Consider the following 23,307-nt stretch of genomic DNA (forward strand, 5'->3'; position numbering starts at 1 on the left):
AAACCGGTGGCGTGAAGATCCACACCGCTTGAACGAGAGCTACGCGATCAATCTATATGAGGCACAACCCGAGTTACGCGATCAAATTGACATGAGGCACTACGGTTTCTGCTCCTCTGTTTCTACCCCTTGTCTGGGGCTGGGGGCGTACCATGATGACACAGGTACCCCCGCGGCGTTAGAACGATGAAAGACCAATAATGAGCACCCCCGAAGTACCCACTCCGTACGTCACGGCCACCACCGTGTCTGACTTCCAAGCAAACATTTCGGCTGTTCGTGAAAGGATTGCCGCTGCTGCACGCTCCGTGGACCGGGACCCCGCCGAGGTGAGCCTGCTGCCGGTGTCCAAGACTGTTTCGGAAGAGCGTATCCGCACCGCGGTCGCAGCGGGGCTGACTCGTCTGGGCGAGAACAAGGTTCAGGAGGCCGAACGTAAAGCCACGAACTTAGCGGATCTTGGCGTGGAGTGGGTAGTCATCGGCCACCTCCAACGCAACAAAGCCAAAGACGTGGCTCGCTTCGCAACCGAGTTCCAGGCCCTCGACTCATTGCGCCTCGCAGAGACCTTGGATCGTCGCCTTCAGCTGGAAGGACGAGGCCTCGACGTACTTGTGCAGGTCAACACCTCGGCCGAGCCGCAGAAGTATGGCCTTGCCCCGGAAGAGGTGGCTGATTTCCTGAACAAACTCACCCCGTATCAATCCTTAAGAGTGAAGGGATTGATGACCTTGGCCGAATTCACCTCCGATACGGAGCGGGTCCGTGAGTGTTTCATCACCCTGCGCACCCTGCGTGATCAGCTTCGTGACAACGTTCCCGCCGGAATTGAGCTGTCAGAACTGTCCATGGGAATGAGCGGAGACTACGAACTGGCCATCCAGGAAGGGGCTACAATTGTTCGGGTCGGTCAAGCGATCTTCGGTCCGCGGTCAACCCCGGACAGCTTCTATTGGCCTGACTCCCCCTCCTCAAGCTGACGCCTGCTCAGACGCCAGCAAACTGAATGTGTAGAAACTTGGTGCTTCTTGAGCTCTTCGTCGAATCCGACGTCTATCGAAACTTCGCGGCTGTCTGAGGGCGCCGCCTCGACGATAGCTGTGCTGCTCGGTGCAGCATTTGTGGTCATCCTGAATGAGACGATCCTGAACGTCGCCCTCACGCACTTGATGGAAGACTTCCACGTCAGTGCGAATACCGTGCAGTGGGTTGCCACCGCCTTCATGCTGACCATGGCCGTGGTGATTCCCACGACCGGGCTCTTACTCCAACGTTTTTCCATCCGGTCGGTGTTCGGGGCGGCCATGGGATCGTTCCTTCTCGGCACTGCCTTGGCTGCCGCCGCCCCGAGCTTTCCGGTGTTGGTGCTTGGGCGTGTGGTTCAAGGTTTCGGCACTGCGATCATGATGCCGCTGCTGATTACGACGATCCTGCGTCTTGTTCCACCGCAGCGCCGTGGCGTCATCATGGGCAACGTCTCCATTGTCATTTCCGTGGCGCCGGCACTGGGCCCAACGATTTCCGGACTGATCCTATCCGTGGCTCCGTGGCGTTTCCTCTTCATTGTCGTGCTGCCCATCGCGCTGGCAGCGCTTCTCATTGGTTTGAGCAAGCTTCCACGCGCGGTGGAAAACGAGCCGGGCACGCTGGATCTACTCTCTGTGCTTCTGACCGTCCCCGGCTTTGGTTTCTTGGTGTACGGCTTGTCCTCGTTCGGCAACACGGAGAACCAGAACGTGGTGCTGAGCGTCAGCGCGCTAAGTATCGGTCTGGTCTGCGTGACGATCTTCATTGTCCGTCAGCTCAAACTCCAAACGACCGGTACTCCGCTGCTGGATTTGCGCACCTTCACCTACCGGGATTACGCCCTATCCCTGCTGCTGTTGGTGCTGTCCATGATGGCTCTGTTCGGCGTGGTCATCGTCTTGCCGATCTACATGCTCTCCATCCGGGAGCTGGATCCGATTCAGGTCGGGCTGATTCTACTGCCCGGCGGCTTAGTCATGGGTCTACTCGGACCGGTGGTTGGTCGGCTCTTCGACCGCGTGGGTGCCCGCCCGCTGACCATCGTGGGTGCTAGCTTGCTCGTGCTCGCTCTGGGCTCGTTGACTTTCCTCGATGTTCATACCGCTACCTGGTATCTGGTCGCCGCGCACATCGTGTTGAGTATTGGCTTGGCTTTGATTTTCACACCGGTCTTCACTGCTTCCATGAACCCATTGCCACCGCACCTGTACTCACACGGTTCGGCCACCCTGTCTACCCTGCAGCAGGTGGCAGCAGCCACCGGCACCGCCTTGCTGATTGCCGTATTGCAGTTGACCGCGAGCGCTGCCGCTGGCGCCGGCGGCGCTCTGGTGACCGGTATCGACTTGATGCCCGGTGTTAAGGCAGCGTTCTATGTTGCTGGCGGCTTGTCGGTGGTGGCGTTGGCGCTGACCTTCTTCATGCCGGGCAAGACGGCAGAACAGACTGCTGGGAATCAAACTCCGGCCCCGTAGCGTTATGGTTCATTGGTGTCTGGCCTGCGGGTCTACACTGATTTTCTGATTCTTGGCCGGAGGCTACGGCCGAAAGAGGAGCGCGCGCGCATGTCTTTACCGTCACCGCAGATGATTCTGCACCGCACAATGGGTAGTCAACGGGCCAAGGGGCACGGCAAAATTGCCCCCGGTACCGTCAAACGGATTCTCGGTTTCGCGGCTCGGCGCAAGACCATGTTGATCGCCTTCTTGGCTGTCTCCGTGTTGGTATCCGTCATTGGCGTGGTCACCCCGATCTTGGCGGGTGATGTGGTCAACGCAATCACCGCAGGTGGCCCTGTTGAAACCATCGTTTGGTTGGCGGTGGCGATCGCGGTATTGGCCGTCGCGGATGCAGCTTTCACGCTGGTCAACCGTTTCTTCTCTTCCCGGGTCGGTGAAGGGTTGATCTACGACTTGCGGACCGCGGTCTTCGACCACGTGCAGACCATGCCGATCGCGTTCTTCAATCGGACCCGGACCGGCGCCCTAGTCTCCCGCCTGAATACCGACGTGATTGGTGCACAGCGCGCATTCGCCAACACGCTTTCCGGTGTTGTAGCCAATATTGTTTCCTTGGCTTTGACCATCGGGGTCATGATCACGATCTCCTGGCAGGTCACATTGTTGTCGATTCTGCTGCTGCCGATCTTCTTGGTGCCGGCTCGTCTGCTGGGCGCGAAGCTTGCGGCCTTGCAGCATGAAGCGGCCAACTACAACGCGGCGATGTCCACCCGCATGACCGAGCGTTTCTCTGCGGGTGGGGCCACCTTGGTCAAACTCTTCGGCTCCCCGAGCAACGAGTCGGAAGCTTTCGCTTCCCGGGCCGGTCGGGTTCGGGACATCGGTGTGCGCACCGCCATGCTGCAGACGACCTTCGTCACGGCCCTGACTTTAGTATCAGCCCTTGCGTTGGCCCTTGTCTACGGTCTAGGCGGCATCCAAGCAGTACTCGGTAATTTGAACGCCGGAGATGTGGTCACCTTGGCCATGCTGCTGACCCGGTTGTACGCCCCACTGACGATGTTGGCGAACGCCCGGATGGACATCATGAGCGCGGTCGTCAGCTTCGAACGCGTCTTTGAGATCCTCGACCTGGACCCGCTCATTAAGGAATCCGAGGACCCGAAGACGGTACCTGCCGGGCCTGTTCGGGTGAGCTTCAACGACGTGCGCTTTGCCTACCCAAGTGCCGACCAAGTCAGCTTGGCTTCTCTAGAAGAAGTGGCGGTATTGGATCAACGCGGCGGCAACGAAGTGCTGAAGGGCATTGATTTCTCGATTGAACCGGGCCAGACGGTCGCCCTGGTGGGCTCCTCGGGTGCCGGTAAATCAACCATCGCCTCCCTCTTGCCCCGGTTGTACGATCCAACTTCCGGTTCGGTCACCGTGGATGACATTGATATTCGGGATATCAGCTTCGAATCCATGAAGCACACCATCGGTATGGTGACCCAGGATGGCCATCTGTTCCACGAATCGATTCGGGACAATTTACTGTTGGCCAATCCCGACGCCACCGACGAACAGCTTTGGGACGCGGTCACGCGCGCCCGACTCGTCGAAGTGGTTCGGGCGTTGCCGGACGGTTTGGATACGGTCATTGGCGAACGCGGCTACCGGCTCTCCGGTGGCGAGCGCCAACGTCTGACGATCGCTCGGCTCCTGCTTGCTGCCCTACCGGTCGTGGTGCTGGATGAAGCCACCTCGGCGTTGGATTCAACCAATGAGGCTGCGGTACAGCAGGCACTGGCAGAGGCCATGTCCGGGCGCACCGCACTGGTCATCGCCCACCGGTTGTCTACCGTGCGCAGTGCCGATGAGATCTTGGTGATTGAGAACGGGCAGATCTTCGAGCGGGGCACCCATGACGAGCTTTTGGCTGCCAATGGGCGCTATGCGGAGCTGTACCACACTCAGTTCGCCGCCCAAGAGTAGGCATCCGCGGTCCTAACGCCTAGAAGTCGTCGATGATGATCTTCTTCATGCCCATTAGCTTTTGGTAGGTGCCGGGTTTTGTCATGAGTTCGTCCATGTTCGCCGGCACGATCTGCCAGCTGACACCGAACTTGTCCGCCAGCCATCCGCACTGCTCATACTCCGGGTGGCCGAGAGTCGCTACCAGTAGTGGTCGATCTCAGCTTGGTTCGCACTCTGCACCAAGAAACTGCATCCGGGGCTGAAGGATTCAGATCCTTCCGCACCTGAGTCCATCGCGGTGAACCACTGATTCAGGAGGTTGAAGTCGGAAAACATCACTTCTCCTGCTGCGGCTGGCCCGGTCTGCACCGGGTAGCGAACCACGTTTCCGGCTGCAGACGGATTGAAAACCTCGCGATAGAACTCACCGGCTTCTTTCGCTTTGCCCTGAACATCCCCGCTGAAGAGTAAGGACGGGATCATGAAAAGACGAGGTTCCCCTGCCGGGTCAGTCAGCATGAGCTGCCAGTTAATGCCGAAGCGGTCTTCGACCCAACCGTAGCGTGCGCTGAATGGGTATGAGTCCAGTGGCATGCGGACAGTGCCGCCGTCCATGAGCTGACTCCAAACCCGTTCCACAGCTTCTTGGTCAGCTGTTACGTCATCGTTGAAGAACAGCGGATCGAAGTTGACCATCAGCGAGATGGCCGAGCCCGGAGTGAACTCGTCGCCGGCGTTAATGAGGTCGAGCTGATAGTCCCGCACCTTGATGCTCACAACAAGCGGTTTTCCCGCCAGTGGCTGTTGAAAGTCGGGCAAATCCTCGTGCGGGTAGCGGGCGGTGATTTCGGTGGTTGCGGGGATAGCTGCGCGGGTGAATACATCGGCGATCCCCACCCCGACTTCTTCGGCGTTGCCGTTGCACCAGATGTTGGGGATGATGCGCTGGGGTGCCAACGCGCGGATTTCGGTCCTGCCGTCCATGATGGGATCTTTCCAAGTCGTAAGTCGGGCGAGACTGAAGTGTCTCAGCCGATAAGTGCTTTCTTGTACAAGATCGCTGGTCTTCTCATCCTACTCCTCGCGGTTGCCGCCGTACATGAGCCTCGGGTGAGCGAATCTTAGCGCCCATTCTGTTCCACTGAGCACTTATCTTGCATATAGTTTGCAAATATAGTGTGGGGGGATGACAGGAAGGAATACCGATGTTTAAGAAGGGCGACCACGTCGAGTGGAATTCTGAGGCTGGCAAGGTCCGCGGGGTGATCACCAAGAAGCACACCAAAGATTTCCAGTTCAAAGGCCGCACCCGGCACTGCAGCGAGGATGAGCCGCAATACGAGATCAAGAGCGATAAGACCGACCATGTTGCTGTGCATAAGGAGTCCGCGCTGAAGAAGGTTTCATGAGCAAAGCCACCGTCTACACGATCGGCCACTCGACGCGTGAGTTTGCCGAAGTGCTGGCCTGCCTGCGCCGCAATTCGGTGGATACCCTAGTGGATGTGCGTTCCTTCCCCTCCTCCCGCAAGCACCCGCAGTGGAATCAGGACGCCATTATTGCTGCCTTGCCCGAAGACCTGCAGTACCGTTGGATCCGTAATTTGGGAGGGCGGCGGCACACCCCTGCCGGGGTTGCAAGCCCCAACGGAGGCTGGCGGGTCAAGGCGTTTAGCGACTATGCAGACTACATGCGCACTCCCAAGTTTCAGGATGGACTGACGGAGTTGATGGACCTGACCCAAGAGCGCACCCCCGCCATCATGTGCAGTGAAGCGGTACCGTGGCGCTGCCACCGCCGCCTGATCACCGATGCCCTGTTAGTGCGTGGCTACGATGTCCGGCACATCATGTCCGGCCGCTCCACCAAACCGGCAAGCCTGACACCATTCGCCGCGGTAGACGGGACCGAGCTCACCTACCCGCCCGGTGGCGATCATGACTGATGCCGCAGCCTGCGTCAGCGAAGTCGCCATGACCATTCCGCCCGGCAAGGTGATGACCTACGGACAGATCGGCAAAATCTGCGGACTACATCCCCGTCACGTCGGCAAGCTTGTCTCGCAGTTCAATGGGGACGAGCCGTGGTGGCGGATTGTTGCCGCCGACGGGCTGCCGGCCGCCTGCCACGGCGGGATCGCCCATGAACTGCTACTGGACGAGGGCGTCCCTTTCAACGGTTACCGCATCGACAAGACGTTTATGACTCAGCTGGCCGATCGGCTGGACTCAGGCGAGCTGACGTAGTGCCGCCGTTGCGACCACGAGGTCTTCCCACGGCATACCCACGCCCTTGAAGACCACCGGTTTGTCTGTCGGTAGCTGACGGTCCCCGCGGAGGACCTCGGCCATGGTCACCAACTGATCTTCGGTCAGCGCGCCATCTTCGATCGCCATGACCACATCCCCTGCTTCACGCAGGGCTGCGCCGCGGTCTTCAACAATGACGGTGGATCTGGCCATGAGCTCAGCTTCCACCTCACGCGCGTCCGGTTCATGGGTACCCATCGCGATGACCACAACGTTGTCGTACACGTCTTCCGCGCTGAACACCGGGGTCCTTGCACTGGTAGCGCAGACGATGACGTCGGCCTCCCGCAGCGCTGCGGTAGCCTCTTCGGTGCCGGCCGCCAGCACGTTACCCAGCTGCCCGGCTTCCGCCGGCGCGCGGTCCAAGTTGCGCACGATGAAAGTCACGGCGGCCAGCGGCTGCGGCAAGCAATCCTGCAGGGTGTGGACGTGTCCAATACCCTGAGGACCGGTACCGAACACGACTACGCGCAGGGGATGGTCGAAGCGGCGCAGAGCCGGCTGCACGGCGGCAATCGAAACTGCCGGCGTCCGCAAGGTGGTGAGTTCGGTGCCGTCCAAGGTGGCTTGCAGGCTCAGAGTCTTGGCGTCGTAGAGCAGGTAGCTAGCCTGGATCCGTGGCAGGTTGTGTTCCGGGTTGTTTGGCGCAACCGTGACGACCTTGATGCCCGCGTAGTCCCCAACCTCACTGGGCATGGTGAGGATCTGACCGTGACTCGTCGATGCCGGGGTTCGGGGAAGATCAGTTGCCGGATCATAACCATCCTGAAGGGCCTGCGTGAGCGCGGCGACTGCCTCCTTTGGTGGCACTGCGGCCCGCAGTGTTTCAGCATCTACCTGACGTATGTGGGTCATCATTTCTCCTTCGTTCCCGACAGCCTACCGGTTATCGATAACCGTGTCAGTGCTTTTTTCCAGATTCATCCCAACGGAAGGGAAAAGCCGACCTTCTGGCGCATAACCCACTGAAGGAAGACACACAAAAGCCCGTGCCTGGCGCTTGTGGCACTCAAACACGGGCTGAACGGAGGGTATTCCTTTGTGTGGGCCTCCATAGGTACTTCTCAAACCCTAGCAAGCCCCGAAGAACGTTGATTTCCCGTGTTATCAAGGGATCGAAGTCACAGCAAACACGTAGGGGTACCAACCTCGCGGCTGATTCCCGTGGTCCGATGCGTAAAAATTCGGGTCAGTCTCAAACCCGTTTGAGTGCCTCGAGTCGAGTCGCGCTTCTTGCTGGGTACGCCGAGGGGGTGCCGGTTCAGGAGCTGGCAAGAAGGTTCAACGTTCATCGTGCGACGGTGCGAGAGATTGCTCGGCGAGCGGGTCACCCAAGCAGAGCCCCAGAACATTCCCAACAGCTACGAAGTGAGGCGGCACGCCTCTACGCCGAGGGTTTCACCCTCAGTCAAGTTTCAGCGCAGTTGGGAATCGGCGACGAAGCCGTCCGCTCGGCCGTGGTAGCCAATGGGGGTACGATTCGACCCAAAGGCCGCCGTCGAATGAATGCTTGACCCGGGCGTCGAATGCTCACCTTCCCTTCAACGACGAAGGGAACGGGAACATGGACACGCTCTTGGCATTCACGACGGACGAACGTGCGGCACGGATCGCCCTGACCGTGATCACGGACCCCACTGATGCGACAACGGGGCATCTCATTGCGGCTCACGGCGCTGTAAGCACTGTCACGATGCTTGCCGACGACGCACCGGTTCCCGGTTTGGATAACGTGGAAGCTCAGCTGTGGCGTAAACGCTTGATGCCCCGGGTGGAACCACGACTCATCCATGAAGCACTCGACCTCACAGAACACGGTGGCTTCAAGACGCTTATTCCAGGCGATGATAACTATCCGGCGTCGCTCCACGATCTCGGCGACGGTGCTCCCTATGTCCTCTGGGTCAAAGGCGAGGAGTCGCTACTCGCAATGCCAGAGAGTGATCGCTTTACGATCACGGGTGCACGCGCGGCAACCAGCTACGGCGTCCATGTCGCGAACGAGATCTCTGCTGACCTTGCCAGTGACGGGAAAGTCATTGTCGCTGGCGGCGCATACGGCATAGATGGTGAAGTTCACCGGTCTGCGTTGGCGGTTGCGGGTCATACGATTGCGGTGATGGCCGGTGGAATTGACCGTCCATCCCCAGCGGGTCATCGGGATTTGCTTGAACGCGTGAGCGATGTCGGACTGTTGGTGAGCGAGCAGCCGCCCGGCGCCACGCCGACACGAGCACGGTTCATCGCCCGTGCCCGCATCGAAGCTGCACTTTCGGGTCCAACGACGATCATTGAAGCCGGTTCACGGTCGGGCTCGCTGCTGGTGGCTCAACAGGCATACTCGCTGGGGCGCGGCGTCGGTGCGGTGCCGGGGCCGGTGACAAGTGCCACGAGTTATGGCCCGCATCGACTCATTGCCCAGGGCGTCGCCAGTGTCGTGACCAATGCCAACGACATACGGGCACTTTCCGAGAAACAGCCGCCTTCAGGCTCGATGCCGCCACTCAGCGCCGAAGCATTCCGTATGGACAGATACTCGGCACATGCTCGTGCCGCTCATTCAGCTCACCGTGATCTCTGAGGCAACCTACGAGATCAACGATCGCAGTACGGATCGTTTGGTCTTGTGATGCATGTGTAGATAATGACGCGGATCAGCGCGCCGTTTCTAAATCACAATATTCAGTATCTTCGCCAAACATTTCCTGGGTCCTCTGCTGACTTCTGGCTCCGGTCTTGAGCCGGTTGACATGGAGACGCGCAAGCAGCATCAGACTTAACGGACCGATCCACAACATCTTGAGTCCGTTCCAAATGCTCGACAGGACAAGCACATTGAGCCAAGCTGGGCCGCCATCGTTGATGACCTGTATCAGGATTGCCGCGATCACGAAGTATGGGATCGCCAACAGCATCGCTGGCACGCCCCATTTGAGGCCGCGCGGGGTGCGGATCGCATCAAGCAGGATATTGGTCGGCATGTACCGACGCAGAAAATTTCGGGTAAGGACACTTCCAGTCCAGAGCAAGCGGATCACGGTCTCGTTCCTCTCCATCGCACAAACAACTCCGACGAGGCGATGCGTTGAAGAGTGACCTGAAGGATCTGCCACAAGTGGCGCGTTGGAATGAGAATCCGCCTCTGTCACCAGGATACGACGAAGCACTGACAGGAGGGAAGGTAACCCGATCGGAACTCTAAAAGCCCAAGGACATGACCGATGAAAAATACGGGATTGAGGTCACAACACCTCGTGATTAGCAGAAACGTACGACAGATAAAAACTCGGCTAACTCACTGAGGACGGACCGTCCGTCTAAAGATACAACAACGTGTCTGCAATGCTTTCAGGTAGGCGTTCGATAGCTCCAGATTGTTCACTCAACGTGCGCAGGTTCCACCATGTTGCAGCCCGAACTTCTTCCGGACTCGTTTTCCATACTTCGCTCAGAAGCTGTTCTATGGCCGCCATGTCTGCGGGTTTACGAGCACGCACCTTTCGCGCTGGGAAGTCAGTCTCACACAACACCCGTTCGCGAGGAAATTGTTGGATCTGTTCTCGGGACATCGCGGCATTCACAGAGAAGTACGCGTTGGTTTCGATAGCTCGTTGGACGTCAGTGTGATCACCGTTGAACCAGTGCAAGATTGCGCCGCGCATCCCAGCGTCATGGAGAGACTGCACGACCTCCGTCGATGCACCGGAGCTATGTATGGAGACCAACACAGGCTCATCGCGCACTATAGCGAGCACTTCTTTAAAGATGGACCTCTGCTCAGCCAGTGCGCCGCCGCGTCGGTCGAGCCCGATTTCGCCCACTAGAGCGAACGAACTGAGGAGGCTTTTGAACTGTTGCGGATCCCAAGCAGCACGGGCGGTAGAGACTCCTGGGTGGACGCCGAGTCCCCAGATTAGCGAGGAGTCGCGTCGGTTCTTGACCTGGTTTGCTTCATGGAGGCTTCGGGTCACGGCGAACACAACGGCGTTACCAAGGGCCGCGATCTGACTTGGCGTAACGTCCGGGGCGATGTGGGCGTGAGTGTCTAGCGCTGGAAGGTCTTTATCGATCATGTCAGGTCTACCTGCCCTAGCTCGGCGAGGCCACGTGCGGCTAGGTCACTGATGGCGTCCAGGTCTGCATCTGGTGGCCAAGTTCCCGCATCGATCTCGTCCTCGTCGATGCCACGCACGACTGCGTAGCTAATGGCCGCGCGGTCGCTGAATCGTCGCTGCAGAAGTTCGTCTCGTGCATTACCGACGAGATTATCGGATAAGTAGATCGTCGAGTCGTCTATTTCAGCTGCAATGAATGTGCCTCGCCTGGTTACGCACGAGTAGCACAGGCCGCAGTTAAGGGTCGAGTCGCCGCCTTTGATGCGACCACCGTCGAGCTTGCTGCACGAGATTGTGAGGCTGGCAGTCTGAACCCACCCTGCTGGTGGGCGGCTGTCCGCCACGAGGCGCATCTCTTCACCCTTGGTGTAATTGGCGAACGGGTTAGTTACGGATACCGACAGGCCGATGGTCTGGAGAAGTGTATTGATACGATAAAACGTCTCGGGGTGTGTAGAGCGGGTGGAGAGCGCACCGGCACGATTGGGGTGCAGGGGCAGGTTCAGACTGGTGAAGCCGTTCTCGGGTACGTATAACGTTGTCGCCTGGCGGCTGGTTGCGACAGCGACTCCGAAGGCCACGAAAAGCAGCGAACGGCTTCGACTGGAGCGTTCCTTCTTCTCCTGAACCTGGGTGAACTCAAGCTGGGTGCAGGAAGGTACAGATTCGTAGGAATCTTGAAGCCAGAAGCGGACTGCGTTCTGAGCTTGTCGCACTGCGGTTGCGGTGTCGTAGTGGCTGACGAAGAGGGGTACCTCGTCAAGCGTTGCTAGCAGGTGTAAAGCACCGAGGTATGAGTCGAGTCCACCACTGAGGAGAGCGACGGACGTCGCAACATCGAGTGATTCGCTAGCGCCAGAATCGGATCTGGTGGTTGGGTCCTGGATCAGGTCGATCTCCCACGCGTCGCCAGTGAGCCAAGAGAGGAGCTGAGCAAGTTGATTCGCCCCTTCGCCGTCCCAGGGAACCGGGTCAGCAACCTCCACGGTGAGATGAAGACTCCGCGTGAAAGCGGACGGCCTTGCAGAGAGTCGATCTGCGAGATACGCGGCTCCAGCAATACGAACAAGGTCGACGGCTCGGTCTGGGACGTGACCCAATGAAGGGAGCCACCAGCCCAGGCTAGTCTTAATCGTTTCAGTCTCGCCTCCTCCGGTCGGCCATCTCAATCGTTGATAGGCAATTGGACTGTCCTGCGTGGAATCTTGACCTGAGATGTAGAAGTGAGTCTGTGGCATGTTGGTTACCTCGCCCTCAATACGCGGATCGCTCGTTGAGCGAGGTCAGCGGCGGTTTGATGCAGGTCGTTAGCCGACAGGGCCGGGCCAGCATCAATATCAAGTGCTCGGACTTTGGCATCAATCCAGCCTCGCAACATTCTTTCGCGGGTTAAGGCTTCATTCCCGTCGAGTGTGCCGCTCGTGATCTGGTCTTTGAGCTCGACGAGTCCGAGCTGGAAGATGTAAGCGCTTACGAACCCCTTGATCGCTTCGTTAGCGGTCGGTGGTTCGCCGTCAGTGGCGACGATCCTCTTGACTTGTTCCGTAGCTGCCCGTCGGATGGCTCGATCATCGGGGTGTCCATCGTCGCCGATCATGAGGGCCACGAGTTTGCTGATGCGTGCTCGCGGGGTCAGTGAGTCGAACTCGGCAAGCGAAAGGCCGTAGTCCGCTAGCCTCTGAGTATCGCGGTTCCTTAGTGCGTAAGCCGCCCCAATCGTTGCGCCGCCGCGGGATGCTCCGCCAATGACCTGTCTGGAAGATCTGCTGCCGGATCGTCCAGTTCCTGCGGAGCGTCCTCCAGTTCCTCCAGCGCCACTTGCTCCTCCGGCACCTGCTCCTCGTCGTCCCGGGGTGCGGGGTCGAGGAATCGGAGGCACAGTGTTGCGTCTAGTCGAAGGGTCGTCGCGCCAGAGCGCATCGATTAGAGCTTGACCGACGCGGTCGAGATTCGACGCTGGCGATATCGGGTCGAAGAGAGTGTCTGAAGGTTGATCTGGCTTAGAATTATCAGTTCCCTCCGTTCCGTCCCCGTCGCCCGATGAGCCGAGTCCGGACCACGCGTCCCTGAACTCATTCCACGCGGTGGAGTTGCTGCCACCGTATGCGCCGCTAGTTCCCATTTAGCTGCCCCAGCTCGTCGCGTGCACTTTCTTGTGTCGAAGGGTGTAGCGAGGTATCTTGCGCAGCACGTTTCACAAGATTAACAAGCGCAGGCCGACGGCTGTTGGCAAGTTCGACGATCGCTCCCGGTGTGAGTCGCGCTCCCCAGCAGTGCAGCTCAATGCCTGTCGCCGCGACATCTTCGAGTGCAGCGTTTTTCCCAACCCACACGACTGCACCACGGATCACTGCTTCTGCGTCGTCGGTACGTTTGGTGGCACCGATCAGTACCTCCAGCGCCGCGAGTTGCTCATCTTGTCCCCGGTCAGCTAGAGCGTCTGCGGCGACATCGCGCACTGCTTCACTTTCGCTGAGCAGGTCATTGATGAAGGCGAGCAGGTCGTCCGAAACCTGCGCGCCCATGCTGACGTTGATAAGGCTGGCAGCGAGACTGATGTAGGGATCGAGGTTCAGATTCTTCAGGAACGGGGGCGCGGCGGCCCACTCTTTCGTTCCTTCATCAATGCCGTCAGGCAATGTGGCGTCCTCCCCCTCCTTTCCGGAGGGGCGTGCCCAACCCTCCCATCGGGCCAGAAGCGCTCTGCGATCTTGAACGGGTGCTGCAGCGAGCGTATTGAAGGAGGTTCTGTAGAGTTCTTCGAGCAGGAGCAGTTTGATCATCACTGATGGAGCAACATTCACACCGCGCGCCAGCGCGATGGACTCGCGAACCCCGAATGCGTTGAGAAACCTTTTGATCTGTCGAGGATTAGACCGACGATCAGCGCTCAAGCCCTCTGCGAGTTGGGTCGCCAACGCTAAATCCTCATCGGTTGGTACGACGTCCAAGTCATCTAGGCCGTGTAGCAGTGGCGTCTGGTTGGAATTCCTACGCGTTCGAACATGGTCTGCAAGTTTCCGTAGGTCGTCGCTTTCCATCGAACGCCCAGCAATCAGGAGGCCAATGTACGCCTCTGCGTCCGCTCCGGACAAGCGCGGAAGTGCAATTGGGAGCTGGACAATCTTCTCCAGGTAACGCTTGGCAAAGATGTCGCCGCGTCGAGCACCATCAAGGCTGACCGAGATAGCGTCACGAACCATTTCCTGGTCAGCGGCAAGGACGAACACCATCTTCTCGGTCGACAGGAACAATTTGATCGCTTCGAGCGTCGCGGTCACCGCATCCGGCAGACAACGGTCAAGATCATCGACGAGCACCACGACCCGCTCCACTTTCGGGATCAATGCCAGCATGTCCTTGTAAGCATCGTTGAAGCTCGCCATCGACTCCGGACCAGCCGGGTCCTTCGGACGGAATATCTCAGCGATCTGCTGAGGGTCTATTTGGAAAGTCAGAGCACCCTTGGCAATCGCGACTGCTGCACGGCTCCAACTAACCCGATCCAGAAGTTCCTTGGCCTTAGCCACAACATTCGCTTTGACCCCAGAGTCCTTAATCTGAGCCTGAATGCCGTGAAGGATCTCGGCAATCAAGGTGCCCTTGACGTCATCCTGATCGTCGTATGCCCACGGGTTGGTAGAGACGACGAAGCAAGTCTCGTCGTTCTCGAACTCTGCCTCGATGAGCTTGAGCACGGTGGATTTGCCGCCACCCCAGGGACTCTGCACCGAGAGCGTAAGGGGGTGAATCTTGTGTTCACGGATCGCTGCGACGATCGGGTCGACCACTGCGTCGAATCCTAGAAAGTCGAGCGTGCTGGGATTATCATCCCAGAGCCTGATCGTTGGGGGCGAAATAGCCATTGCCTGCCTCGCTCTCCGGCGATGACTCGGCTCTGCGAATCGCCTACTTGTTTAAGAGATACATATGGTCATCAAGTATCACCCATGGCCCTGCTGTAAGGAGGGAGCGACACACGCGGTGACAGTCGATTTCAGAGTCCGCGAGCGCGATTAACGGCGCGTTGGTGGTCGCGCCGTTGCATGGGCGTATGGATTTCTTGGAGTCGTTGGAGTGCGGTCTGTGCTCGGACGTGGGCGATCTTCTGCGCAGTGCGTTCGGGTACAGGACCTAATGGGTGCGCTCCGCTGATCTGGTACCGGTCACGGTAAGCGGCGAGCACTCGTGCTTGCCGAGTCCATGCCGTGGCCACTTTCGGTTCCTCTGGAATCGGCCCGATCAGGGCGACCCACTCTTCGCCGTCAGCGAGTGCTGTGTTGAGAACGGCGTCGGCGCGTTGCTCGATCAGCTCGCGTCGCTCATTGAGTGCCTGCCGCATTTCTGGACTCATGGTTCCGTCTGCGGGTGGGATAAGTCCTGCGATCAGGCGTGGCTGTTTGCGCGTCCGCCCTGACCCGGCTGGGCGGACGGTCGCTTTAGCGAGTCGGGCATGCAGTACCGAGGCGATGTCATTGGCATCCTCAACGCTGCGTGCCTGCACGAGGCGTGGCAGGAGCCGATCCACATCGTGGTGATTCGCTTCCGCTCGTCGCAACTCCGCCGATAGTGCACCGTATGCATCAGAGGCAAGCACGTCTTCGGCCTGTTCAGGCGTGAGGCCACTCGCATGTAGCAAGGTCGCCCAGCGGTCGTGTTGGGCGGCTTGCGCGATCGTCTCGTACTCCGCGGCGAGTTGGGCGATCGAGCCCCACTGCTCTTGCTCCGCGGTGATGGTTTCGCGGGCGGAGAGTTCAGCACCGACGTGTTGCATGACTCCGTAGAGCACTGACCTGGCAGTGGCATCGGTGTTATCGTCTGGGTGGAGCTGGCTGTGCGCATCATCCGGTCGGTCCACGGCGACATAAGCGTGGTTTGCGTTGCGGCCGCGGGTCATCGCGACGTAGAAGTTCTCCCGTGTCGTTGTCGCGGTCACAACCGTGTGCGCGGTGTCGGTCGTGATTCCTTGAGCCCGGTGTGCCGTGACGGCGTAGCCGAGGTACCCCAAACACACTTACCTGTGATCTTGCGCGTGTGCGCGGTACCAGGTTACTGGATTTGCACGATTGTCGGATACACTCGTGATGCGCGACTTGCGCAGTCGAGACCCGCTCTAGCGATCACTTCCTCCGTGGCGGCAAGAAGTCTCCGAGACGGACTCGCGTGTCGCGCGATTCAGGATGTCCAATGATCGACAACTGCTTGCCAGTCGAACTCGATAGTCTTGCCGACAGTCCAAGTATCCCAGTAGCGAGGGTCGTCTGAGTGCGGCCGTTGGCTGCGATCAAGGTGACCTACCTCGACAAGAGTCGGTACCTCCGCTGCCCACCCAAGCAGGATTGCCTGGCGTGGTGGCAACGACGGCAATTCGTGCAATAACTCGCCGAGCGAGTCAGGCACCAATCGTCCGAGCAGATCCTGATCTCGGTCGTTCACGATGCGGTGAAGAAGGAAGCTGTTGCACTGAGAGAGCACAGTCTGGGAAAGCGCAGAGGGGCGTTGCGAGGACAGCACAAGACCAAGTCCGAACTTTCTGCCCTCTCGCGCGATGCGTTCGAAAGTCTCACGGCAGAGATCAGCGCTGGTCGGTATATCTGCACTGCTGACGCCGGATGCTACGAAACTGTGCGCTTCTTCGAGCACCAGCACAGTCGGAAGAACTTCGCCAGTGATTGCTCTGACGTGCTGGAGGGCCTCCATAACTAGACGTCCGATCACTGCAACCGCAGTGTGAACGACCTCTGGGGCCAAAAGCGACAAATCGACGACAGCGACTTCGCCATTCTCACATTCTTCGTCTCCGAGAAACTTGCTGAGCCATTCCGCAAGGGTCTCATCACCGTCAGGTGCAATGATCGGCTGATGACGAAGATCGCCCAACAAACCTTTGACTCTCATTTGGAACGATGACGCATATCCGGCATCCCTCTGGAAATCAGGTGTCCTCAGCAGTGCTTCAATTTGAGACGGAAGATCCTGTGGGTCGAAAACTACTGGCATGTCCTCCGTATACTTCGGGGAAGATTCCGGCTCGCCTAGCTCGGTGAGGGCGCGACGAAGGCAGTCAAGAAGTCCATCAACCTCACTGCTTACATAGCTATTCTCTCCGTATTGGCGAGTCGAAGAATGGCGCTGTTGCATATCCCTAACATGCTCGAGAAGCTCTGGGATTCCGTCTTCGTCTTGCCAGGGAGAGAAGACCCCCTCCATGTCTTCCAGCACCAAAGTGAAACCCTTGTATCGCGGAAAGTTGAAATACGCAGGCATGTCGCTTCGCAGGATGTTCCATATATCGAAATGAGCCCGAAGCTCTACTGCTAGACGATCGATCCCCTCAATCTCTGGATCTAGACTATTTCGGAGGTTTCTGAGGGCGCGTTGAAGCAGAGGCCGTTGCGACTGCAAGGAGGCTCTGGTGATTGCGGCCCATTCAGCGCTTGACCAGGACCAAGCGGGAACAGTGAGCCTCTCTTCGCCTTGGCTGCTGGGCTCAACGCGGAGGACCCTCACGCCGGTCAAGTCTTTGAAGCAATCCTTGTACTCGCCGTTCGGGTCTAGTACTACGAACCTGGCACGCGATTTGTTGTTGCTGGACGCTTCGCGTGCAGCCGATAGTGACCAGCGGACAAGCCCAGCGACGGTACATGACTTGCCCGATCCCGTCGATCCAAGGACTGCCAAATGTCTGCCGAAGAGGCGGTCTGGATCGAATGCGACATCCGTATCGCCTGCGAGAGGTGATGTGCCTAGTACAACCTTCCCGCCTGCAGCTCCTGCGCTGCCGATCGCTCGGATTTGCTCGGCATCGGGAACCAATACCGGCTCACCTACCGACGGATAGGAGACGACACCCCGAACTAGTTCGGGCGACGTGTCGTGAGTCGACCCCCATCTCAGGGTCCCTAACGGGGTGACCGACATTCGCCGCCGCGGGAAAGGGATGTCGAGCAGCGTTCGGTCGTGACGTTCAGCCACCAAGGGCATCGAGCTATCTATGCCTATCCAAGTGACAACACCAACCAAATGACCGACCTCGCTGGGGATAAGCACCCATGAGTTGATTCGGGGAAATCGTTGCACGAGGCCTGCATCCAACGACGTTGCGCTTGGTGCTTCGTCCGATAGAGAGACTCTAATCTCTCGGGGAGAGACACTCTCCACTGAACCGATGATCTGGTTCTTGCGAAAATCGAATGGTGTGCTCATGAGCCCTCATTGTCGGCGTTCTTCGGCTCGATTTCATCCTCAAGTTTAGATCGCTTGTTGAGGTATTCGAACTGAGCTTCAAGGATTCGATCCGAGGTAATTGCGGGGAGCAAGGAGGAGAACTCTTCAAGGCCTCCTACATCCGGGCCCAAAAGTTCAGTCGTCTGCGACACAGGAAACAGAGTCCGGGCCTTGAAGGAATCGAGGGCGCTCAGAGGATCGCGCGAGACAACAACCAAATGGGTTGACGGAACGCGGAGCATATCTGCAATCACGCGATTAATATGACCATCGCCGAACCCGTAGCCGAAAGTGACCAGTGTCGTATTTGGGCGACAAACAGCCGCGGCGAAGTCGCGGAACAACTCGGCGTAAGGATAGGACAGGGTCTCAACATCCTTTGCCGGATTGGGGTAGATGACTGCGTTCGCTGCTGTTTTCGAAGCTGTGCGAGGCCCGCCGAAAGGAATCGAGTCGCGCCAAATCTCCCCTCTTGCGAAGCTCCAGTCGATAGAACCATGCAGTTTGGCGAACCTTGCCACGCCGTCGACCAGTCGGGGCTCGCCCCTAATCCCCGGCGGAGAATAATGAAGGTCCAGGTTGATTCTGGATGCGCTGAACTTGGGGTGGAGCCTGCCTTCGAAGCGGTCTATCAGATGTAGACCAAGTACATCGGCCGCGTACTCCAATAGCCGATCGTAGTTAGTCGTAAAGAGGTTCAGACGATCGCGTTGAGCTGGCCGCGCGACGAAGGGTCCGAGAAACTGTGTCAAGGCGCGCGCAACTTTAAGGGCTTCGCTGTCAGACTTCTGGTGGTGCTCCCAGATGTTTCTTTCGAAATCCAGAACTTCATTCAACAGGCTCGACATGGCGGCCTCAATGGCATCTCTGACTGAGTTCTCGTTGGACTTCTCACCGAGCACAGCGAGGCCATCCGCGAGCATCATGGCAGCTCGAATCTCGTCTTCAAGATTTACGTCTCGACCGACGTTCTGAGCCGATTCCTTCGCGTACTCTCTTATCCGAGGAAATGGCGCTTCCTCGTCTTCTGAGATGTGGCGAGACATTAGGGGTGGGTGTTTCCCCGCCATACTGCCCGCCGCTGCGCTCAAACCGTTGCCGATCAGAAGTGAGAGATGCTCGATCTGAAGTAAAGCGGCTAGCCACGCCTCGACTCGACGAGTCTGAACTGCGGTCAACGATCCTGAACTGTCAACCTGTAGTGGATCATCCGCGCCGAGCCGGATGACAGAGATCTGCTTGCTACCGGACATCTTGGTTCCCTTGCCGGTCGCTAGGGTTGGTACCACGCTTCGGGAACCCGAGGGCTCGGTGCGTACTGCGGTGACCACTGGACACCGTTGTTTGTTCGGGTGACTTCACCTGGCGGAGACCTCCTACCGGTGACGCGGTCACCTACTGTTCGCTAGATGTCCCTCTCATTCTCCCGCATGCGGTCAGCGGTCACCAGGCGACACGCACGTGAAGGAGTGACGTCATAGCCCGCGCGTCGGCCGCCAGCGATCGGGATTGTGACGATGGAGTTCATGCTCGTAGGGGTCGCTGAGCCGACGGGCTCGTTCTGCCATCTGCTGTCGGCGCTGCTCCTGCCCGGCACGTTTGGCCTCGATCAGCCGGGCGGCATCGTTGACGGGCAGTGCACGGAGTTCGTCGGCCTCGGTACGGAGCATAGCGGCCTGGGTCTTAGCATCTCGCACCACACGATGCGAGCTGACGCCGCCAATTCCGAGATCAGTGCGACGCGCTTGGTCGGCTCCGTACTCGCGCACCAGCATCGCCCGGCGTTCCTGCTCATGGCGTCGTCGTACTTCCTCGCGGCCGGTCCTGGCGGCTTCGACAACCTGCGCTGCCTCGGCCACGCGAGGGTCGGCGCCCGCGCGTTTCGCGGCAACCTTGCGCGCCCATTCGATGAGCCGATCAGGATTCTCAGGCGTGGCGCCCCACTCGGTGCTGACCTGCCCGCGCAACGTCTGGGTGCGTTCGGTCGCGGCCTGGTGCTCAGTGCGGGTTTTGCGTCTGCCGAACCTGCCTACGGTGGCGAGGCGGCCACGGGCGGCGGCCTCGTCTGCGACGGCAGCGAGGTATGCCGCGCCGTCGCGCTCGGCCTGGACAGTGAGCGGCCCGGCGACCTCGGTGCGTACCTGCTCGGCGGCTTCCTCGGCCTTGCGGAGAACTGCGGTGCTCTCGTCATCCTCAACCCGATGAGCGGCACGTTGGGCATCGAGGCGCGCGGCGATCTGATCCCACCGCTCCGCTTGCCGCTCTACACGTTCGGCCTCCCTGTCGAGTCTGGCGAGTTCTTCGGTGACGCGGCGGATCGGGCCGTTCTTGATGATGCCCCGCACTGCTTCGGCGGCTTGGACGGTGGCGTGGGTGAGACCACGGTCTGCCCGGTCGCGTTCCATCGCATCAACGAACTGCGCACGCGCATCCGCCAGATTCTCAGCGATGACGTACAGCCGGTTGTGCTCGCGGCCTCGGGTCATGCCGACGTAGACGCCTGCCGCGCTCGTCGCCTCAGTGAGCAGCGTGTGGGAGGTGTTGACGGTTGCGCCTTGGACGCCGTACGCGGTCGCGGCGTACGACAGGTGCGCGTGTTCACTTACGTACTCAGGTGGCAGGGCGACGGTGCGCGGGTTTCTGCGCCCGCTGGCTGTTTCTCGCGCGTAGAGGGTGCCGTCCTCAGCGATGTGCTGGACGATCCACTGTTGCCGGTTCGCTACGCCAAGCGCGGTGTCGTTCTTCCTGGTTTGGATCAGATCGCCCCGACCGATAGGCAGCTCGTCGCTCCCGGTCGCCGTAATCGTGTCATCGACCTCACCGTTCTCAACCCGTCCTGTGCGGATGCGCTCGTTCAACGTGGCGGCCTCATCGTTCGAGGCGACCGTGATCGCCTCACCCTCAGTAGCGTGCTCGGTGACGTGCTGCTGGGCTTGTTCCTCGTCCGCGTGCAGTGTTACGAGGCCCATGGCTGCGAGCCGGTCGAACACTTCGCCGGGGTTCTCCCGGTCGCGCATCGTCAAGGTGAGTGCCGCGTACTCGGCGTCGGCGAACCGGTGGAGTTCGGTCATGTCGTAGGTGCGGCCACGAACCTGGGCGGCCATGTCGAGCACGCCGCCCCGGCCGACGGCGGGGAGTTGGGCGCGGTCGCCGACGAGCGCGACGGTCGCGCCTGCTTCGGCGGTGATGGTGAGGAGGGCGTGGGCGGTGTCTTGGTCGAGCATCCCGGCCTCGTCCACGATCACCCGCTCACCCCGGCGCAGCACTGCATCCGCTGAGGGCCCGGTGAAGGTGCGTCCGGTGTCGGGGTCGGTGTCGCCGGGGCTCAGGCGTGTCCATACGCCATCGGAGTTCCAGCGCCATCCGTGCGCGTGCACGAGCGCTGCAACGGATGTTGCGGGGACGCCGAGTTCTTCGTGCGCGACCTGCGCCGCCCGCAGCGTCGGTGCAACCACCCGCGACGCACGCCCGTGCTCGGCGGCGGCTTCGATGGCGGTGCGCAGCATCGTCGTCTTCCCGCTGCCCGCCGCGCCCTCCACGATCACCAACGGGTCAGAGGATGCAACCGCAGCAGCAGCCATCGTCTGCCCTTCATCCAGCCCTGCCACTCGTGCAGCATCGGTCACGTCCGGATGCTCCAGTTCTTGCTCCGGTGTGGCGGCGGTGAGCCGGTCACGGAGCGCGGTTTCGGCGGCGACAACGGTGAGGCTGGTCAAGTGCGCGACATGCTCCGGCGTCGCCGCATCAGGTGGCAGGATGGAGAAGCAGTCCGAGACCGCAAGCTCGGTCGCCATCGTGATGAAATCCCGCAGCTCAGCGGGGGTTGCTTGCACACCGTGTTCGGTGGTGATGCGGGTGACATGCTCCTGCACCGTGTGTCTCGTCCATGCTGATGATACGGCGGCGCAGCGATCCAGCGCCCGCGATGCAACCTCCTGCACCGCAAGATCATCCAACAGCACCAGGCTCTGCACGGTGCTGCGTTGCGGCGCAGCGGGGTTGTATCCGGCGTCGCGGAGTTCCTGCACCCACCACTGCTCGTTCTTCAAATCAGCAGGCTTCTTCCCAGGCCGTTCGTGTGTCCACGCGATGCCCTGCAGCCTCGCCGTCATCACCGGGCCGAGCTCTTCGCCGGGGTGCTCGGCTTCCCATTCGGCTTTGAGCCGGTCAAGGTTGCGTCTGATCTGCGCCGACCGCTTCGACATCACCCCATTGAACGGCCGCAACTCCACCACCTCACCGGAAACCGGGTCGAGTGTCAGGCCGTGCTCGCCAAGGGTCTGCGCGAGGTGCGGGTGCGCGGCGATCACCGCGGTGCCGAGGGCACGGATCACGCCCTGCTGTTTGAACAACGCCGCCGTATCGAGCGCCCGCCACTTCCCAGCCGCCCGCACCCGCGTGCCGATCTGCATATGAATGTGCCGGTGCGGATCGCCCGCACGCGAGGTCTTATGCCGAATACCAACGACCTGCATCCGCTCGATAGGCAGCACTTCCCGTTGGTCGCGCGGCCCGACCCTGGTGACGGAGTGCTGGCCGAGCCACCGGCGAATCTCAGCCAGCGCGTCCTGCTGCGCAGCATCGAGCGCTGCTGATACCTCCGGGTGGAGTGCGGCTGCGACCGACAAGGACTTAGGGGCGTTGAGCGTCATCTCCGCGAACAACGGCGAACCCTTCGACCCCTCACCCGGCTTGCGCGGGGTGCCCATCGACTCACCCGTGATCGGTTCCGTCCAGTCCACCCACCCCTCATACTCCTCGGCGGTCAGGGAACGGGTGTCCGTGACCTCGCCGCTGGCGTCGAGCACCGCGTACTCGGCCACAGCGTTGTCCGCGTCGAGGTAGTACTCGTCAGCGCGGGAGCGGTCGGCCTCGACATAACGGCGCGCGGCAGCCCCGCTGCCGCGAAACAGGATCACACCGCCCTTCATCTCGACCTCCCTCATGAGTCGTCTCATGAGGGAGGTGCGCACGCCCCACCCACGGTGGCATACGTGCCTCACTTTGAGACTGAGGGGTGTTAGAGCCGAGGAGCCAGGCAGTCGGATTCTCAGGGGCAGTTCGTAGACTCGGAGTGTGCGGATTCTGGTGGAGGAAAGCGAGTGGGCTCAGGCTTGCTGCGGCATTGGGTTGTGTGTCGGTACTGAGACAACCGGGGATCTCTCTGCGGCTGATTCCACCTTGACACGGCTTGACGGCCAGGACTGGGGGTCA

At 59.9% G+C, this 23,307-nt stretch carries 19 protein-coding genes and 2 pseudogenes; 8 read left to right on the forward strand and 13 right to left on the reverse strand.

Annotated features, from left to right (window positions below; genetic code table 11):
- Positions 1-200 precede the first annotated feature (200 nt).
- The 3 genes from ACFFFR_RS04840 to ACFFFR_RS04850 all read left to right on the forward strand — a co-directional run bounded on the left by ACFFFR_RS04840 (position 201) and on the right by ACFFFR_RS04850 (position 4,460).
- Positions 201-980, forward strand: a complete 780-nt coding sequence (locus ACFFFR_RS04840) for a YggS family pyridoxal phosphate-dependent enzyme (RefSeq protein ID WP_377458401.1) — start codon at positions 201-203, stop codon at positions 978-980.
- 48 nt (positions 981-1,028) lie between these two features.
- The gene (locus tag ACFFFR_RS04845; protein ID WP_377458402.1) at positions 1,029-2,501 is read left to right on the forward strand and encodes an MDR family MFS transporter; all 1,473 of its coding nucleotides are present in this window, start codon (positions 1,029-1,031) and stop codon (positions 2,499-2,501) included.
- Between the two features lie 90 nt (positions 2,502-2,591).
- Positions 2,592-4,460, forward strand: a complete 1,869-nt coding sequence (locus ACFFFR_RS04850) for an ABC transporter ATP-binding protein (RefSeq protein ID WP_377458403.1) — start codon at positions 2,592-2,594, stop codon at positions 4,458-4,460.
- Positions 4,461-4,479: 19 nt separating this feature from the next.
- On the opposite strand, the gene ACFFFR_RS04855 is transcribed toward ACFFFR_RS04850, so the two are convergent.
- Both ACFFFR_RS04855 and ACFFFR_RS04860 read right to left on the reverse strand, forming a co-directional pair.
- The gene (locus ACFFFR_RS04855) at positions 4,480-4,647 is read right to left on the reverse strand and encodes a VOC family protein (RefSeq protein ID WP_377458433.1); all 168 of its coding nucleotides are present in this window, start codon (positions 4,645-4,647) and stop codon (positions 4,480-4,482) included.
- Complete coding sequence (locus ACFFFR_RS04860; protein WP_377458404.1) at positions 4,641-5,426, reverse strand: VOC family protein; 786 nt, start codon at positions 5,424-5,426, stop codon at positions 4,641-4,643. The genes ACFFFR_RS04855 and ACFFFR_RS04860 overlap by 7 nt, the downstream gene beginning before the upstream one ends.
- A gap of 221 nt (positions 5,427-5,647) precedes the next feature.
- Between ACFFFR_RS04860 and ACFFFR_RS04865 the strand changes: the two genes are divergently transcribed.
- From ACFFFR_RS04865 to ACFFFR_RS04875, 3 genes are read left to right on the forward strand one after another with little or no spacing between them, the layout of a single operon-like run.
- Positions 5,648-5,851: a hypervirulence associated TUDOR domain-containing protein gene (locus ACFFFR_RS04865; protein ID WP_377458405.1), complete on the forward strand. Its 204-nt coding sequence runs from the start codon at positions 5,648-5,650 to the stop codon at positions 5,849-5,851.
- Positions 5,848-6,387, forward strand: a complete 540-nt coding sequence (locus tag ACFFFR_RS04870; protein WP_377458406.1) for a DUF488 domain-containing protein — start codon at positions 5,848-5,850, stop codon at positions 6,385-6,387. Before ACFFFR_RS04865 ends, ACFFFR_RS04870 begins: the two co-directional genes overlap by 4 nt.
- The gene (locus tag ACFFFR_RS04875; protein ID WP_377458407.1) at positions 6,380-6,688 is read left to right on the forward strand and encodes an MGMT family protein; all 309 of its coding nucleotides are present in this window, start codon (positions 6,380-6,382) and stop codon (positions 6,686-6,688) included. The genes ACFFFR_RS04870 and ACFFFR_RS04875 overlap by 8 nt, the downstream gene beginning before the upstream one ends.
- Here ACFFFR_RS04875 and ACFFFR_RS04880 read toward each other — a convergent pair.
- Positions 6,671-7,609, reverse strand: a complete 939-nt coding sequence (locus tag ACFFFR_RS04880) for an ornithine cyclodeaminase family protein (RefSeq protein WP_377458408.1) — start codon at positions 7,607-7,609, stop codon at positions 6,671-6,673. The two genes, ACFFFR_RS04875 and ACFFFR_RS04880, sit on opposite strands and share 18 nt — an antisense overlap.
- A 314-nt stretch (positions 7,610-7,923) precedes the next feature.
- Between ACFFFR_RS04880 and ACFFFR_RS04885 the strand changes: the two genes are divergently transcribed.
- Positions 7,924-8,265 carry a helix-turn-helix domain-containing protein gene (locus ACFFFR_RS04885; protein ID WP_342664647.1) on the forward strand — a complete coding sequence of 114 codons (342 nt, stop codon included), beginning with the start codon at positions 7,924-7,926 and terminating at the stop codon, positions 8,263-8,265.
- Between the two features lie 62 nt (positions 8,266-8,327).
- A complete protein-coding gene (locus tag ACFFFR_RS04890; RefSeq protein ID WP_377458409.1) occupies positions 8,328-9,332 on the forward strand; it encodes a DNA-processing protein DprA in 1,005 nt (334 codons plus the stop codon).
- A gap of 73 nt (positions 9,333-9,405) precedes the next feature.
- Here the strand turns inward: ACFFFR_RS04890 and ACFFFR_RS04895 are convergent, their stop codons facing one another.
- The 10 genes and pseudogenes from ACFFFR_RS04895 to mobF all read right to left on the reverse strand — a co-directional run bounded on the left by ACFFFR_RS04895 (position 9,406) and on the right by mobF (position 23,051).
- Positions 9,406-9,807 (reverse strand): sulfate permease, encoded by a 402-nt coding sequence (locus tag ACFFFR_RS04895; RefSeq protein WP_158053032.1) that lies wholly within the window; start codon positions 9,805-9,807, stop codon positions 9,406-9,408.
- Positions 9,808-10,068: 261 nt separating this feature from the next.
- Complete coding sequence (locus ACFFFR_RS04900; protein WP_377458410.1) at positions 10,069-10,824, reverse strand: TatD family hydrolase; 756 nt, start codon at positions 10,822-10,824, stop codon at positions 10,069-10,071.
- Positions 10,821-12,104 carry a queuosine biosynthesis protein queC gene (locus ACFFFR_RS04905; protein ID WP_377458411.1) on the reverse strand — a complete coding sequence of 428 codons (1,284 nt, stop codon included), beginning with the start codon at positions 12,102-12,104 and terminating at the stop codon, positions 10,821-10,823. Before ACFFFR_RS04905 ends, ACFFFR_RS04900 begins: the two co-directional genes overlap by 4 nt.
- 5 nt (positions 12,105-12,109) lie before the next feature.
- Positions 12,110-12,988 carry a Qat anti-phage system associated protein QatB gene (locus tag ACFFFR_RS11935; RefSeq protein WP_512700196.1) on the reverse strand — a complete coding sequence of 293 codons (879 nt, stop codon included), beginning with the start codon at positions 12,986-12,988 and terminating at the stop codon, positions 12,110-12,112.
- Positions 12,978-14,732 carry a KAP family P-loop NTPase fold protein gene (locus ACFFFR_RS04915; protein ID WP_377458412.1) on the reverse strand — a complete coding sequence of 585 codons (1,755 nt, stop codon included), beginning with the start codon at positions 14,730-14,732 and terminating at the stop codon, positions 12,978-12,980. Before ACFFFR_RS04915 ends, ACFFFR_RS11935 begins: the two co-directional genes overlap by 11 nt.
- 131 nt (positions 14,733-14,863) lie before the next feature.
- Positions 14,864-15,865, reverse strand: a pseudogene (locus ACFFFR_RS04920) (P-loop NTPase family protein); the annotation flags it as partial.
- 176 nt (positions 15,866-16,041) lie between these two features.
- Complete coding sequence (locus ACFFFR_RS04925) at positions 16,042-17,133, reverse strand: ATP-binding protein (RefSeq protein ID WP_377458435.1); 1,092 nt, start codon at positions 17,131-17,133, stop codon at positions 16,042-16,044.
- A 99-nt stretch (positions 17,134-17,232) separates the two neighbouring features.
- Positions 17,233-18,072: pseudogene (locus tag ACFFFR_RS04930) on the reverse strand (helicase HerA domain-containing protein); the annotation flags it as partial.
- On the reverse strand, positions 18,069-19,346 hold the full coding sequence (locus ACFFFR_RS04935) for an SIR2 family protein (protein WP_377458413.1): 1,278 nt from the start codon (positions 19,344-19,346) through the stop codon (positions 18,069-18,071). The pseudogene ACFFFR_RS04930 and the gene ACFFFR_RS04935, both read right to left, overlap by 4 nt.
- Before the next feature lie 222 nt (positions 19,347-19,568).
- Positions 19,569-23,051 (reverse strand): MobF family relaxase, encoded by a 3,483-nt coding sequence (gene mobF / locus ACFFFR_RS04940; protein ID WP_377458434.1) that lies wholly within the window; start codon positions 23,049-23,051, stop codon positions 19,569-19,571.
- Between the last annotated feature and the right edge of the window lie 256 nt (positions 23,052-23,307).

The sequence above is a fragment of the Micrococcoides hystricis genome, from assembly GCF_042434215.1.
Taxonomy (GTDB): Bacteria; Actinomycetota; Actinomycetes; order Actinomycetales; family Micrococcaceae; genus Micrococcoides; species Micrococcoides hystricis.